The organism is Gordonia sp. LMA484, from assembly GCF_058129505.1.
In genome coordinates this window covers 1,419,511-1,432,968 of record NZ_CM176700.1, presented here as the reverse complement: position 1 = coordinate 1,432,968, position 13,458 = coordinate 1,419,511, and the positions used below count along the sequence as shown (strand labels likewise).

The 13,458-nt window shown below is 67.8% G+C and carries 16 protein-coding genes; 2 read left to right on the top strand and 14 right to left on the bottom strand.

Translation table 11 applies throughout. From position 1 onward, the window contains the following. Nucleotide 1: 1 nt before the first annotated feature. The 5 genes from secD to ruvC form a co-directional block, all read right to left on the bottom strand. The gene (gene secD, locus AC4AMJ_RS06105) at nucleotides 2-1,606 is read right to left on the bottom strand and encodes a protein translocase subunit SecD (protein WP_489894974.1); all 1,605 of its coding nucleotides are present in this window, start codon (nucleotides 1,604-1,606) and stop codon (nucleotides 2-4) included. A gap of 156 nt (nucleotides 1,607-1,762) precedes the next feature. Continuing rightward, nucleotides 1,763-2,191: a preprotein translocase subunit YajC gene (gene yajC, locus AC4AMJ_RS06100; protein ID WP_489894972.1), complete on the bottom strand. Its 429-nt coding sequence runs from the start codon at nucleotides 2,189-2,191 to the stop codon at nucleotides 1,763-1,765. A 171-nt stretch (nucleotides 2,192-2,362) separates the two neighbouring features. After that, complete coding sequence (gene ruvB / locus AC4AMJ_RS06095) at nucleotides 2,363-3,451, bottom strand: Holliday junction branch migration DNA helicase RuvB (RefSeq protein ID WP_489917530.1); 1,089 nt, start codon at nucleotides 3,449-3,451, stop codon at nucleotides 2,363-2,365. After that, complete coding sequence (gene ruvA, locus AC4AMJ_RS06090; RefSeq protein WP_489894968.1) at nucleotides 3,451-4,047, bottom strand: Holliday junction branch migration protein RuvA; 597 nt, start codon at nucleotides 4,045-4,047, stop codon at nucleotides 3,451-3,453. The genes ruvB and ruvA overlap by 1 nt, the downstream gene beginning before the upstream one ends. Beyond that, nucleotides 4,044-4,661 (bottom strand): crossover junction endodeoxyribonuclease RuvC, encoded by a 618-nt coding sequence (gene ruvC / locus AC4AMJ_RS06085; RefSeq protein ID WP_489917529.1) that lies wholly within the window; start codon nucleotides 4,659-4,661, stop codon nucleotides 4,044-4,046. The genes ruvA and ruvC overlap by 4 nt, the downstream gene beginning before the upstream one ends. On the opposite strand from ruvC, the gene AC4AMJ_RS06080 reads away from it, so the two are divergent. Both AC4AMJ_RS06080 and AC4AMJ_RS06075 read left to right on the top strand, forming a co-directional pair. Continuing rightward, complete coding sequence (locus tag AC4AMJ_RS06080; RefSeq protein WP_489917528.1) at nucleotides 4,651-5,370, top strand: nucleoside/nucleotide kinase family protein; 720 nt, start codon at nucleotides 4,651-4,653, stop codon at nucleotides 5,368-5,370. The genes ruvC and AC4AMJ_RS06080 overlap by 11 nt on opposite strands. Before the next feature lie 55 nt (nucleotides 5,371-5,425). Continuing rightward, on the top strand, nucleotides 5,426-5,845 hold the full coding sequence (locus tag AC4AMJ_RS06075; protein WP_489894962.1) for a VOC family protein: 420 nt from the start codon (nucleotides 5,426-5,428) through the stop codon (nucleotides 5,843-5,845). Nucleotides 5,846-5,848: 3 nt separating this feature from the next. Here AC4AMJ_RS06075 and AC4AMJ_RS06070 read toward each other — a convergent pair whose 3' ends face one another. The 9 genes from AC4AMJ_RS06070 to AC4AMJ_RS06030 all read right to left on the bottom strand — a co-directional run bounded on the left by AC4AMJ_RS06070 (nucleotide 5,849) and on the right by AC4AMJ_RS06030 (nucleotide 13,436). Next, nucleotides 5,849-6,601, bottom strand: coding sequence for a YebC/PmpR family DNA-binding transcriptional regulator (locus AC4AMJ_RS06070; protein WP_489894960.1), 753 nt, complete (start codon nucleotides 6,599-6,601; stop codon nucleotides 5,849-5,851). Between the two features lie 114 nt (nucleotides 6,602-6,715). Further along, nucleotides 6,716-7,339: a pyridoxal 5'-phosphate synthase glutaminase subunit PdxT gene (gene pdxT / locus AC4AMJ_RS06065; RefSeq protein WP_489894958.1), complete on the bottom strand. Its 624-nt coding sequence runs from the start codon at nucleotides 7,337-7,339 to the stop codon at nucleotides 6,716-6,718. Continuing rightward, nucleotides 7,336-8,190: an acyl-CoA thioesterase gene (locus tag AC4AMJ_RS06060; protein WP_489894956.1), complete on the bottom strand. Its 855-nt coding sequence runs from the start codon at nucleotides 8,188-8,190 to the stop codon at nucleotides 7,336-7,338. The genes pdxT and AC4AMJ_RS06060 overlap by 4 nt, the downstream gene beginning before the upstream one ends. A 54-nt stretch (nucleotides 8,191-8,244) precedes the next feature. Beyond that, a complete protein-coding gene (locus AC4AMJ_RS06055) occupies nucleotides 8,245-8,799 on the bottom strand; it encodes a response regulator transcription factor (RefSeq protein ID WP_489894954.1) in 555 nt (184 codons plus the stop codon). Between the two features lie 83 nt (nucleotides 8,800-8,882). Further along, nucleotides 8,883-9,689 carry a PP2C family protein-serine/threonine phosphatase gene (locus tag AC4AMJ_RS06050; protein WP_489894952.1) on the bottom strand — a complete coding sequence of 269 codons (807 nt, stop codon included), beginning with the start codon at nucleotides 9,687-9,689 and terminating at the stop codon, nucleotides 8,883-8,885. A 27-nt stretch (nucleotides 9,690-9,716) separates the two neighbouring features. Continuing rightward, entirely contained in the window at nucleotides 9,717-10,691 is a 975-nt protein-coding gene (gene pdxS, locus AC4AMJ_RS06045; protein WP_489894950.1) for a pyridoxal 5'-phosphate synthase lyase subunit PdxS, read from the bottom strand. 160 nt (nucleotides 10,692-10,851) lie between these two features. After that, nucleotides 10,852-11,388 carry a LemA family protein gene (locus tag AC4AMJ_RS06040; RefSeq protein ID WP_489917527.1) on the bottom strand — a complete coding sequence of 179 codons (537 nt, stop codon included), beginning with the start codon at nucleotides 11,386-11,388 and terminating at the stop codon, nucleotides 10,852-10,854. A gap of 9 nt (nucleotides 11,389-11,397) precedes the next feature. Then, nucleotides 11,398-12,522, bottom strand: a complete 1,125-nt coding sequence (locus AC4AMJ_RS06035; RefSeq protein ID WP_489894946.1) for a glycosyltransferase family 4 protein — start codon at nucleotides 12,520-12,522, stop codon at nucleotides 11,398-11,400. Further along, nucleotides 12,522-13,436: a phosphatidylinositol mannoside acyltransferase gene (locus AC4AMJ_RS06030; protein ID WP_489894944.1), complete on the bottom strand. Its 915-nt coding sequence runs from the start codon at nucleotides 13,434-13,436 to the stop codon at nucleotides 12,522-12,524. Before AC4AMJ_RS06030 ends, AC4AMJ_RS06035 begins: the two co-directional genes overlap by 1 nt. Nucleotides 13,437-13,458 lie beyond the last annotated feature (22 nt).

Sequence of the window (13,458 nt, the reverse complement as noted above, 5' to 3'; positions counted from 1 at the left end):
CTCATTTCGCGGATCCTTCCGACGCCTCGACTCGGGCGGCCCGCTCGGCCTGCCGGCGCTCCCGCGCGACCTCACTGACCGCGCCCAGGCCGTTGACCCGTGGCCGGGACAGGAACTCCGACCGGCTGGCGAGGACCACGAGCGGGTGGGTGACCAGGAACACGACGACGACGTCGAGGATGGTGGTCAGGCCCAGGGTGAACGCGAAGCCGCGCACCTCGCCGATGGCCAGGATGTAGATGACGGCGGCGGCGATGAAGCTGACCGCGTTGCCGGACCAGATGGTGCGCCGCGCACTCGCCCAGCCGCGCGGCACCGCGGATCTGAAACTTCGGCCCTCACGCATCTCGTCCTTTATTCGTTCGAAGTAGACGACGAACGAGTCCGCGGTCATGCCGATACCGATGATGAGGCCGGCGATGCCTGCGAGGTCGAGCGTGAAACCGATCCAGCGGCCGAGCAGCACGATCAGTCCGTACACCATCAGTCCGGACAGCACCAGCGACAGCATGGTCAGGATCCCGAGCATCCGGTAGTAGAGCAGCGCATAGAGCAGCACCGCGATCATGCCGACCGCGCCCGCGATGAGACCCGCCTTCAGGGAGGACAGACCGAGGGTCGCCGACACCGTCTGCGCGTCCGATGCCTCGAACGACAGAGGCAGGGAGCCGTACTTCAAGACGTTGGCGAGGTCCTTGGCTTCCTGCTGGGTGAAGTTGCCGCTGATCTCGGTCTGCGGTGTGGTGATCGCTCCCTGGATCTGCGGAGCCGAGACGACCTTGGTGTCCAGGGTGAATGCGGTCTGCTTGCCGATGTTCTGCCCGGTGTAGGTGGGCCAGAAACTCTGCGCGTCGCCCTTGAACTCGACCTGCACGATCCACGCGCCCGCCTGCTGAGTGGTGCCGGCCGAGGCGTTCTTGATGTCGCGCCCATCGATGATCTCCGGTCCGAGCAGGTAGACCTCCTGGCCATCCTGTGAGCAGGCAACCAGGTACTGATCGGGCAGGTCATTGCCTTGCAGCGGGTCCTGCGCATCCGGCGAGCAGTCCATCTTCGCCATCTGTGCGGTCAGGGCGTCGGTGTTCGCATCCTTCGGGGCCTGCCGCAACTTGCGCTGCTCGTCGATCGCGGCCGCCGACGTCTCGTCCGGCGATCCGGTCGAGCCCTGTTGCTGGTCGGTCTTGGGTTGCGGCGTCGCGGCCGTCACCTTCTCGACCGGCCGCACGTACAGCCGGGCGGTCTGGCCGAGATTCCGGGCCTGTTTGCCATCGTCACCGGGGACCGTGATCACCAGGTTGTCGCCGTTGACCACGACTTCGGAGCCCGAGACACCCAGCCCGTTCACACGCTGCTCGATGATCTGCTTGGCCTGGTCGAGCTGCTCCTTCGACGGTGGTTTGCCGTCCGGCGTGCGCGCGGTCAGCGTCACCCGGGTGCCGCCCTGGAGGTCGATCCCCAGCTTCGGGGTCGGAGATCCGCCACCGGTGAAGAAGACCAGTCCGTAGACGACGGCCAACAACACGAGGAATGCGGTCAGGGGTCTCCACGGCGGAATCTCACGCGGAGGTCCCGACCGCTTCGCCGACGCCCGGCGAGGTGTGGTCACTGCTGTTCTGGTCTCCTAGGAATTGCGCGCACGGACCCGACGGGGCGTGGCGCGCGAACGAGCCGGTCGGTCGCTCACTCTACTGACTGCGCGGTAACCACCGGCCCGCGGTACGGCGCCGGTGATCTCACGTCGTGGATGCCTGCGGCATCACGCTCACTTGTCGTCGGTCGGCGTCTCGCCCGGACGGTCTGTGGAGTAGGTGTCGTCGGTGCGGGTCTCGGCCTCATCCGAAGGCGATGAGCCGTCGAAACCGTCCGCGCCATCCGTGTCGTCGATCTGTTCCGGCCGCGAACCGAGCGCACCGGGATAGGTTTCGGCCGCGTCCTCGGTGGGGACCACCCGGACGATGGCCGCCCGGTTGAAGCGGGTGACCATGCCGGCGGCTATCTCGAGGTCGACGAAGTCCGACGAGGCATCCACGACGGTCGCGTACATGCCCGAGGTCAGCTGCACACGCGCCCCGGTGGCCACGGAGTTCTGCATGTCCTGCATCTCGTTCATGCGCTTCTTCTGCTTGCGGATGCTCAGGAACATGAACCCGGCGAGCAGGGCGAGCAGGAGGGGGAAGAAAAGAGACTCCATGATTACGGCAACAATCCTTGTCGGTTCGGTCTGGGTGTTATGTCGGATTCGGCGAGGCGGCCCGAGGCCGCGCGAAGGCACGCTCGGATGCGCCAGCACCTCTCGCGGCTCTCCCCAGTGTGCCACGTCCGCGCGAAACGCCCCATCACGGTCGCCGTGGACAGGCCTCGCTCACAGATCGTCGAACAGGCTGTCCGTGACGGCGTCGCGGGTCCGGACGCCGAAGCTGGCGTTCATCGCACCGGCCGGTGGGGTGAGATCCAGATGGTGCCAGGCGGCAGCGGTGGCGACACGTCCGCGCGGAGTGCGCGCCATCATGCCCGCCCGAACCAGGAACGGTTCGCACACCTCCTCGACGGTGGCCGGCTCCTCGCCGACGGCGACGGCCAGGGTCGACACACCGACGGGTCCGCCGCCGAATCCGCGGACGAGTGCGTTGAGGACGGCCCGGTCCAGTCGGTCGAATCCCAGATCGTCGACGTCGTAGACGGCCAGGGCAGCACGCGCGATGTCGACGGTGATGATCCCGTCACTGCGGACCTCGGCGTAATCCCGGACACGGCGCAGCAGCCGGTTGGCGATGCGGGGCGTCCCCCGGGAGCGTCGGGCGATCTCGGTCGACGCATCGTCGAGCAGCCGGATGCCGAGGATGCCCGCCGACCGACGCAACACCCGCACCAGTTCGTCGGTCTCGTAGAACTCCATGTGGGCGGTGAAGCCGAACCGGTCGCGCAACGGGCCGGTCAGCGACCCCGATCGGGTCGTGGCACCGACCAGGGTGAACGGCGCGACGTCGAGCGGGATGGAGGTCGCCCCCGGCCCCTTGCCGACGACCACGTCAACCCGGAAGTCCTCCATCGCCAGGTAGAGCATCTCCTCGGCCGGTCGCGCGATCCGGTGGATCTCGTCGATGAACAGCACGTCTCCGTCGACGAGATTGGACAGCATGGCGGCGAGGTCGCCGGCTCGTTCGAGCGCGGGTCCGGACGTGACCCGGATCGCCGCACCCATCTCCGCGGCGATGATCATCGCCAACGACGTCTTCCCCAGTCCCGGCGGACCCGACAAGAGGATGTGGTCCGGTGTGCCGCCGCGGCCCTTGGCCCCGCGTAGTACCAGTTCCAGTTGTTCACGCACCCGAGGCTGACCGATGAAGTCGGCGAGCGACCGCGGCCGCAGGCCTGCGTCGTAATCCCCGTCGGAATGCAGTTCCGCCGGACTCACGTCACGTTCGTCGGGATCGGGCAACGAATCGTCCATCAGGCGGTCTTCCCCAGCAGAGCCAACGATTTGCGCAACACGGTGGAGGCGTCGGCATCCGGCACATCGGACAGGATCGCGGTCACCGCCTTGTCCGCCGGACCCGATGTGAACCCGAGACCCACCAGCGCCTCGGCGACCTGATCACGCACCGACCCGCCGACCGCCATGACCGCCTCGCCCGCCTGCGTACTCGGCGCCTCCACCTTGTCGCGCAGTTCGACCACGAGTCGCTCGGCCACCCGTTTACCGATACCGGGCACCGTGGTCAGCGCCTTGACGTCGGAGGCGGCCAAGGCACGTCGTAGCGCTTCGGGCTCGAGCACCGCCAATGTCGCCATCGCCAATCGCGGGCCGACGCCGGTCACGGTCTGCAACAGCGCGAACAAGGACCGCGCGTCCGGTTCGGTGAACCCGTACAGCGTCATCGAATCCTCGCGCACGATCATCGACGTGAGCAGGGTCGCCTCTTCGCCCCGCCGCACCGACGCCACCGTGGCGGGGGTCACCAGAACTCGGTACCCCACTCCGGCGCAATCGATCACCAGGTGATCGAGGGCGACATCCACAACCGGACCTCGTACCGAAGCGATCACGCTGCTCCCCCCTTCCGTGTCCGCGCCGGGCCGGCCCCGCGCGTGCTCGTTCCTCGTGCGGCCGCAGCCGCAGCGACCCTTCCGCGGTGTCGCCGGGCCAGTTCCTCGGCCCGTTTCTGCGCCTCGACCATCTTGTCCGTCATCGGTCCCCGCCAACAGTGGCAGATGGCCAGCGCCAGCGCGTCGGCGGCGTCGGCCGGCCGCGGTTTGCTCTGCATCCCCAATATCCGCGTGACCATCGTCGTGACCTGCGCCTTGTCGGCCCGACCGCTACCTGTGACAGCGGCCTTGACCTCCGATGGGGTGTGGAACCGGACCGGGATGTCGCGCTGCCCGGCGGCGAGCGCGATCACGCCACCGGCCTGAGCTGTCCCCATGGCGGTGGAGACCTGATTCTGCGCGAACACCCGCTCGATGGCCACCACATCAGGTTGATGGACATCGAGCCAATGGCAGGCCGACGTGTAGATCGCCAACAGGCGTTCGGCAAGGTCCATGTCGCTGGGCGTGCGCACGACATCGACGTCCAACGCCGTGACCGTGCGTCCGCGTCCGGACTCGACCAGCGCGATCCCGCACCGCGTAAGACCGGGATCGACTCCCATGACCCGCACACATACCTCCACCACGGACGCCGCGACCGAACAGTTGTTCGAGATTCTATCCGGCTCCCCCGACGACCTGGGTGAGCAACACGCGACAATGGCAGGTGCCATGACCCGATTCGATCCCATCTCGCCCGACGGACTGGTCGAGCTGTGCGCGGAGCTCGCGGCCGAAGCGCCCGGCCGTCGCGTCATCACTGTCGATGGTGCCGACGCCGCAACGCCCACGACGCTCGCACAGGCGGTGGCCGACCGCCTTGTCACCGGCGGCCGGGCCGCGGCGGTGGTCTCCATGTCGGACTTCCTCCGACCCGCATCCCTGCGACTGGAGTACGGGCACACCGATCCGGAGAGTTACGGCTCCGTCTGGTTCGACCATGCCGCGGTGTCACGCGAGGTGGTCGACGCCGTGCACACCCGGGGTCGATGGCTGCCACGCCTGTGGGATGCGTCGCGCGACCGATCCTTCCGCGACAGCCCGATGGAGGCATCGGTCCACCAGGTGATCCTGCTGGCCGGTCCGCTGCTCCTCGGCTCCGGCATCGACGTCGACGCTTCCATCGCGCTGATGATGAGCGAGGCCGCTCTGCGACGCCGGACCCCCAGCGAGGACGCGTGGACGATCCCCGCCCTCGTCCGTCACGCCGACACAGCCCCGACCCCCGACATCGCCGTCCGATTCGATCACCCCGAACGACCGGCGGTCAGCGCCTCGTGACGCCGGCCGGATCGCGCGAGCTCCGGGGGCCGGAAAATGCTCTAGGGTCGCGTTCATGACCGAGCCCGAGACACCTGCACCCCACGCCGACAACCCGCCTGCAATCGCGCTCGGTGCGATCAACATCGAGGCGAGCGATCCGCATGCGCTGAGCGGCTTCTGGGCATCGGTCACCGGCGGTGAGCGATCGACAGCAGGAGACAGTGTCTACCTGGCCCCTGCCGGTCCGCACGGTTTCGGGATGTTCTTCGGTCCGCGAACGGGCCCGGTCGCGCCGCACCCCACGCTGCATCTCGATCTCACCGTGCCATGGGGTACCCGCAAGGCCCACGTCGACCGCCTGGTCCGGATCGGGGCCCGACACCACTGGGATGTCCTCGACGAGGTGCCCTGGGTGCAGTGGTCGACGCTCGCCGATCCCGAGGGCAACATGTTCTGCGTGGCCGAGCACCCACCCACCACATCGGCGGGGTGATGCTCAGGCGTCGAGTTCGGCGAGTACGTCGTCGCTGACGTCGACGTTGCTGTAAACGTTCTGCACGTCGTCGGAGTCCTCGAGCGCGTCGATCAGTTTGAACACCTTGCGTGCGCCCTCGGCATCTACCGGAACCTCGACCGAGGCACGGAAATCCGCTTCCGCCGAGTCATAGTCGATGCCCGCCTCCTGCAAGGCGCTGCGGACCGCGACGAGATCGGTCGGCTCACTGACCACTTCGAAGCTCTCGCCGAGATCGTTGACCTCTTCGGCACCGGCGTCGAGCACGGCCATCAGCACGTCGTCCTCGCTCTGGCCCGCCTTCTCGAGTGTGACGACACCCTTGCGGGTGAACAGGTACGAGACCGAACCGGGGTCGGCCATGTTGCCGCCGTTGCGGGTCATCGCGGTACGCACCTCGCCGGCCGCCCGGTTGCGATTGTCGGTGAGGCACTCGATGAGGATCGCGACACCGTTGGGGCCGTAACCCTCGTACATGATGGTCTGCCAGTCGGCGCCGCCGGCCTCTTCCCCACCGCCACGCTTGCGGGCGCGTTCGATGTTGTCGTTGGGTACCGAGGACTTCTTCGCCTTCTGGATCGCGTCATAGAGCGTGGGGTTGCCGGACGGGTCACCGCCGCCGGTCCGGGCTGCCACCTCGATGTTCTTGATCAGCTTGGCGAACATCTTGCCGCGCTTGGCGTCGATGACCGCCTTCTTGTGCTTGGTGGTGGCCCATTTGGAATGGCCGCTCATGAGACTCCCGCATCCTTGTCGACAGCACGTACGAGGTGACGTGACCGCGTGGTGACGATCCGCCCAACTCTTCGATCTTACCGATGTGCGTCGACGGCCTCCCCCACGCTCCCGTCACGCGCCGGTGACCATGTCGACGAAGTACTGATGTACCCGCCGATCACCGGTCACCTCCGGATGGAACGACGTCGCGAGCACGTTGCCCTGGCGCACCGCGACGATCCGGTCCTTCGCCGGACCGTCGGGCACCCGTGCGAGCACTTCCACATCGGGCGAGATCGATTCCACCCACGGCGCCCGGATGAAGACGGCACGCATCAGCGGGTCGGACGCATGATCGGTGATGCCGGCGAACTCCAGGTCTGTTTCGAAGCTCTCCACCTGCCGGCCGAAGGCGTTGCGGCGCACGGTGATGTCCAACGCGTCGAGATGACGGGCGTCCGGGCGGGTGTCGAGGATCGTCGTCGCCAGCAAGATCATCCCCGCGCACGATCCATAGGCGGGCATGCCCGCCGAGAGACGTTCGCGCAAACCGTCGAACAGATCGAACACGGTGAGCAGGTGACTCATCGTCGTCGACTCGCCGCCGGGGATGACGAGCGCGTCGACCTCGGCCAGCTCCGTCGGCCGGCGAACGGTCCCGGCCTGCGCACCGGCCTCCGTCAGAGCGGCGAGGTGCTCACGGACATCCCCTTGGAGCGCGAGCACGCCGATCCTCGGGCGGTCGGCGGCGCTCACCCGTCCCGCCGCGCATGCTGGTCGGCGGACTCGGCCCGTCCCGTTCGTGTCAGCCCCTCCTGGGTGACCGCCGCGACCATGCGGCCGTCGAGGTCGAAGATCCGTCCCTGGGTGAGCGCGCGTCCCCCGTCCGCGGACGGCGACGTCTGATCGTAGAGCAGCCACTCGTCGGCGCGGAACGGACGCATGAACCACATCGCGTGGTCGAGAGAGGCCGTCTGCGTCTCCACATCCGGGTGTGGGACCTTCGATGATCCGAGCAGGGTCATGTCGCTCATGTACGCCAGGGTGCCGACATGAAAGACCTGGTCGTCGGGCAGCCGGCGACGGTGACGGAACCAGACCCGCTGCTGGGCGACGAAATAGTTCGAGGTTGCCAGTTGCTCCGGCGGCACCATCCGGATGTCGAACTCCTTCCACTCCTGGAAGATCGCCATCGCGTCGTCGGGAAGGGCGGTGAGTTGATCGGGCAGTTCATCCGGCGACGGCGCCGGGGGCATCCGGTCCTGATGCCGGACACCTTCATCGGTGGTCACATGGAAAGAGGCCGACATCGTGAAGATGGCTTCGCCCGCCTGGATACCGGTGACGCGACGCGTGATGAACGAGCGACCATCGCGAATGCGGTCGACCAGGAAGACCACCGGCTTGTCCGGGTTGCCCGGGCGGAGGAAATATCCGTGCAGCGAATGCACCGCGTACTCCTCGAGAACGGTCCGGGTGGCCGACATCAGGGCCTGGCCGGCAACCTGACCACCGAAGGTTCGCTGCAGCAGGCTCGGGAAGGCCGGCCCCCGAAAGATGTCGGTCTCGATCGCCTCGACCTGAAGGATCTCCTCGATGGTTGCCACGGGAGAACAGTATCGCGCCCCCTACGGCCACGTTCGGATCCCGGTCGGCCGCGCTCAGAGTTCGTCCAGGGTGATCAATCCGTCCTGGACAGCGCGTGCGACCAGTGCGGCCTTCGTCGGAGCCGCCCGTCCGATGTCGGCATATTTTGCGCGAATACGGGTCAGGTGCGTGTTGACCGTCCCGAGGGAAATGTAAAGTTCCGCTGCCACAGCGGGTTTCGTGTCCACCTTGAGCCAGGTTCGCAACACCTCCACCTCGCGGGTGGTGAGTGCGGGTCGTGGCAGATCGTGACCGCGCATGGTGCACGTGCAGCGCGGACCGCCCCCCTGGCTCGTGATCGACGTGACGAGACTCATGTGCCCGCCCACCGGCGACTCTCGTCGGGACCGCTCGATGACGTCGGTTCGCCCGGACTGGGGCAGTGCGGGTAGTGGCATCCGGCGCTGCGCCAGCCGTGCCAGCGCTTCCTGTCGCCGACGCGTGGCATCGGCGTCGCGGCGGGCGACGTCACCCGTCTCGGCGCTCCCTTGGCCGGGGCGATCGGATCGATGTGCGCTGTTGCGGACAGAGGAGCGATGCGGCGAAACGTGATGCGCGATGACTGTCATGGTTGTCCTCACTCGTCCGGGGGCGGACGGTCTTCCGCCCCGCCGTCGTGAGTTAGACGCGATGAGTCCGCGTCAGGTTCCCGTCAGTTCTCCTCGTTTTCGGGGATCTCTTCGGCCACCCGGACGACCACCACCGTCACGTTGTCATGGGCGCCGAGAGCCAGCGCCCCCTCCACCAGAGCGTCCGCAGCCTGCTCGGCACTCTCGGCGCCGACGAGGATGTCGGCGATCTCCTCGTCGGGGAGTTCGCCGGTCAACCCGTCCGAGCAGACCAGGATGACGTCGCCGGGAAGGGCCTGCAGGGAGAAGAAGTCGGCGTGCGGTTCGACCATTCCGGCGCCGAGCGCGCGGGTGATGACATTGCGCCGTGGGTCGATGCGGGCCTCCTCGGGCGTGAGGAAACCCGCATCGACGAATTCCTGGACCTGCGAGTGGTCCACGGTCAGTTGCTCGAGGACACCGCCCTGCAACCGATAGGTGCGCGAGTCGCCGATGTTGAGGACGAGCCAATGGGGCGCACCGTCGTGCATCACCAGCACCGCACCGGTCGCGGTCGTCCCGGCCCGGCGTTCGGATTCGGTGGCGATGTCGCCGATCCGGTCCTGCGCCTGCGACAACAGATCGATGAGAGCGAGCTGTGTCTCCTTCTGGCCCCGCATGCTCTCGATGTCGGCGAGCGTCTGTAGCGCGGCCTCACTCGCGAGCTCACCGCTGTCGTGTCCGCCCATCCCGTCGGCCAGCAGGTACGTGCCGGGAGCGACCAGCGCGGCGTCCTCGTTGGCCTCGCGGACCCGCCCGACGTTGCACACCACCGCCCATTCGAGCTGCAGACCGGCCAGTGTGTCGGTGCCGCAACGGGATGCGTCCCGCACGATGGTCGCCGCGTCCATGATCAGCAGATCCTACGGCAGAATCGCCTACCAGCCCCGTTCGGCGAGCCGGTGCGGCGCGGGGATGTCGTCGACGTTGATCCCGACCATCGCCTCTCCGAGGCCGCGCGACACCTTGGCCAGCACGTCCGGGTCGTCGTGGAAGGTCGTGGCCTGCACGATCGCCGCCGCGCGCTGAGCCGGGTTGCCGGACTTGAAGATGCCCGATCCGACGAACACACCCTCGGCGCCGAGCTGCATCATCATCGCCGCGTCGGCGGGTGTGGCGATCCCACCGGCCGTGAACAGCGTGACGGGAAGCTTGCCGGCCTCGGCCACCTCGACGACCAGGTCGTACGGGGCCTGCAATTCCTTTGCCGCGACGAACAATTCGTCCTTGGGCAACGAGGTGAGCCGACGGATCTCGTCGCGGATCTGGCGCATGTGCGTGGTGGCGTTGGAGACGTCCCCGGTGCCGGCCTCACCCTTGGACCGGATCATCGCCGCCCCCTCGGTGATCCGACGCAGGGCTTCGCCGAGATTGGTCGCACCGCACACGAACGGAACGGTGAACTGCCACTTGTCGATGTGATTGGCGTAGTCGGCCGGAGTGAGCACCTCGGATTCATCGACATAGTCGACGCCGAGGCTCTGCAGGATCTGCGCCTCCACGAAATGACCGATCCGCGCCTTGGCCATCACCGGGATCGACACGGTGGAGATGATCCCGTCGATCATGTCCGGATCGCTCATCCGCGACACCCCGCCCTGGGCCCGGATGTCGGCGGGCACGCGCTCGAGCGCCATCACGGCCACCGCGCCCGCGTCCTCGGCGATCTTGGCCTGCTCGGGGGTGACCACGTCCATGATCACGCCGCCCTTGAGCATCTCGGCCATGCCGCGCTTGACCCGGGCCGTACCCTGACCCACTGTCGGCGCGACACCGCCGTTGGCGTCGGTGGTGCCGTTGAGGGTGCTCCGGGCATCCGGTCCGGGAGTGCTCCCTGACTGGAACTGACTCACTGATGTCTCCTGATGTCGTCATTTCGGCACGAGGTGCCGGCGCCGCGTGACGCGGTTGTCCCCCGATTCTAGGCGAGTGCGCGCAGTGGCCTCACCGGCGACCTGCGCCGCACCCGATCGCAGCAGCTCGCCGGCACGTCCCGAGCCGGTCAGGACCCGGTCAGGAGCCGGTTCCTGGGGCCATCCGTTCGATGATCTCGAAGAACTGGGGCAACTCCGCGGTACCGCCCAGATGCAGCCACTGGACCAGGCGCCGCTCGCCCAGATTGCGTGTGTCACGTACCGCGTCGTTGTAGAACCGTCTCGCCATCATGATCCGCGTCTCCGCATCGGCGAGTTCGACCACCAGACCCTGGGGGCGGGACTGGGTGTCGGTCTGGGCGAGCAGCGTCGACACCTTGTTCTCGGCCTGCTCCCGCGCCGACGGCGCCGCGCGCTCGGCCTCATCGGCCGCGACCGCCAGTGCCTGCCCCGCGCCGCGGGCCTCCTCGTCGTAGCCGGCGATCATGCCGGCAGCGATCGCCCGAGCGACCACCGCACGTCGGGCCAGTGCGGCGTCGAGTGCCTGGCGTGCGAGATCAACCCGCACGTTGAGTCGGTCCAGCCGATTGGCGGTCTGAAACGCCCATCCACCCGCCACCACGACGAGCAGGACGATGAGCGCGATGATCGCGACGGTCAGTCCGGACATGGTCATCGGTCCCCCCTACTCGGCCACGACGACCGGTCCCGCACCGACCGTCACCGTCTCGTACACCCGCAGGATCTGGTCGGCCACGCGGGACCAGTCGTAACGGTCGGCGCGCCGACGACCCGCTGCGACCATCTCCGCACGCATCGCGTCGTCGCCGAGGAGCTCGATGATCGCCTCGGCGAGATCGTCGGCCGACCCGGTCGGCACGAGACGCCCGGCGCGCCCGTCGTCGAGCACACGCCGGAAGGCGTTGAGGTCGCTGGCGAGGACGGCGGCCCCGGCCGCCATCGCCTCCACCAGCACGATCCCGAAGCTCTCCCCGCCCAGATTGGGGGCGCAGTAGACGTCGGCCGACCGCAGCGCACGGGCTTTCGTGTTGTCGTCGACCTGGCCGAGGAAGACCAGATGCTCGGCCAGGGCACCCGCTCGACGCCGCAGCGCCCGCTCGTTGCCGCCGCCGACGATCAGCACGCGAACGTCGCCGAACTCCTCGACCACCGCGGGCAGGGCTCGCATGAGGATGTCGATACCCTTGCGCGGCTCGTCGTACCGGCCGAGGAAGAGGATCGTGTGGCCGGTGGCGGGTTGACCGTCCAGCGGTTCGGCGTTGGCGAATGCGGCCACGTCGATACCGTTCGGGATCTCCACGGCGTCGGACCCCAGCGACTCCATCTGCCAGCGCCGGGCCAGCTCCGACACGGCGATCTTGCCGGATATCCGTTCGTGGTAGGGCCGCAGAATGCCCTGGAACACCGACAGCCACATCGATCGGGTGGTCGAGGTGTGAAAAGTCGTGACGATCGGGCCGGAGGCGACCATCAGTGACAGCATCGAGATACTCGGCGCATTCGGCTCGTGGACGTGCAGGACGTCGAAGGCGTTCTCGTCGATCCAGCTACGCAGTCGCAGATAGCCCTTGGGACTGAAGTTCACCCGGGACACCGAGCCGTTGTACGGAATCGCCAGCGCGGGACCGGCCGAGACCACGTAGTCGGGAAGTCCGGTCTGCTGCGCCGACGGCGCCAGCACGCTGACCTCGTGCCCGCGTTCGATGAACACATGCGCGAGTTCCACCACATGTGCCTGGACACCGCCGGGTACGTCGAACGAGTACGGGCAGATCATCCCGATCCGCATCAGCTCGGCTCTTCGATGCGTGCGCGGCGTTCGGCCGACCAATCGGCCTCCCACAACGGCTGCAGCATGTGCCAGTCCTGCGGATGGGCGGCGATGTTGGTCGCGAAGGCGTCGGCGAGCGCCTGCGTTGCCGACCCGACCCCACCGGAGACGTCGATCGGCGGTCCGACGGACGCCATCGACGTCGGCGCTTCGGTGAACCAGTGATGCACCGGCAGCAACGCGGCGCCGGTCTCGATGGCCAGCCGTGCCGACCCGGCCGGCATGCGGGTGCGTTCGCCGAAGAACGTCACCGGGACACCGTGACGTGCGAGGTCACGCTCGCCGAGCAGGCAGATGATGCCCCCCGCGCGCAGCCGGTCGGCGAGCTGCCCGAACGGCGGCTGCTCACCGCCGCTGAGCGGGAAGATCTCGAATCCGAGAGACTCCCGGTAGGCGACGAAGCGGTTGAAGAGCGACTCCGGTTCGAGGCGTTCGGCGACGGTCGCGAATTGTCCGTACTGCTGAACCAGCCACACACCGGCCATGTCCCAGTTGCCCGTGTGCGGCAGCGCGAGGATCACTCCCTTGCCGCGGGACACAGCTGCGTCGAGGTTGGCCCGGTCGGCGTCGGGAAGGGTCATCGTGGCCGCCGTCGCCGCGAGATCGTGGGCCGGCAGGCGGAAGGCCTCGTACCAGTAGCGCGCATAGGAACGCATCGCCGCGGCCATCAGGTCGTCGGGCACCGCCTCGGGTGTCGAACCGATCACGCGCGCGAGGTTGCGACGCAGCTGGTCGGGACCCCCGTTACGGCGGCCGGCCATCCCGCCGACGAGATCGAAAGCAGACCGGGCCGGCGTCTCGGGCGCATACCGGACCGCCGCCCAACCCGCCGCATACGCCAGATCCGAGAGTTTCGCGGTGACCGCGCTCATCGGGTCCTTTCCACCATCGACA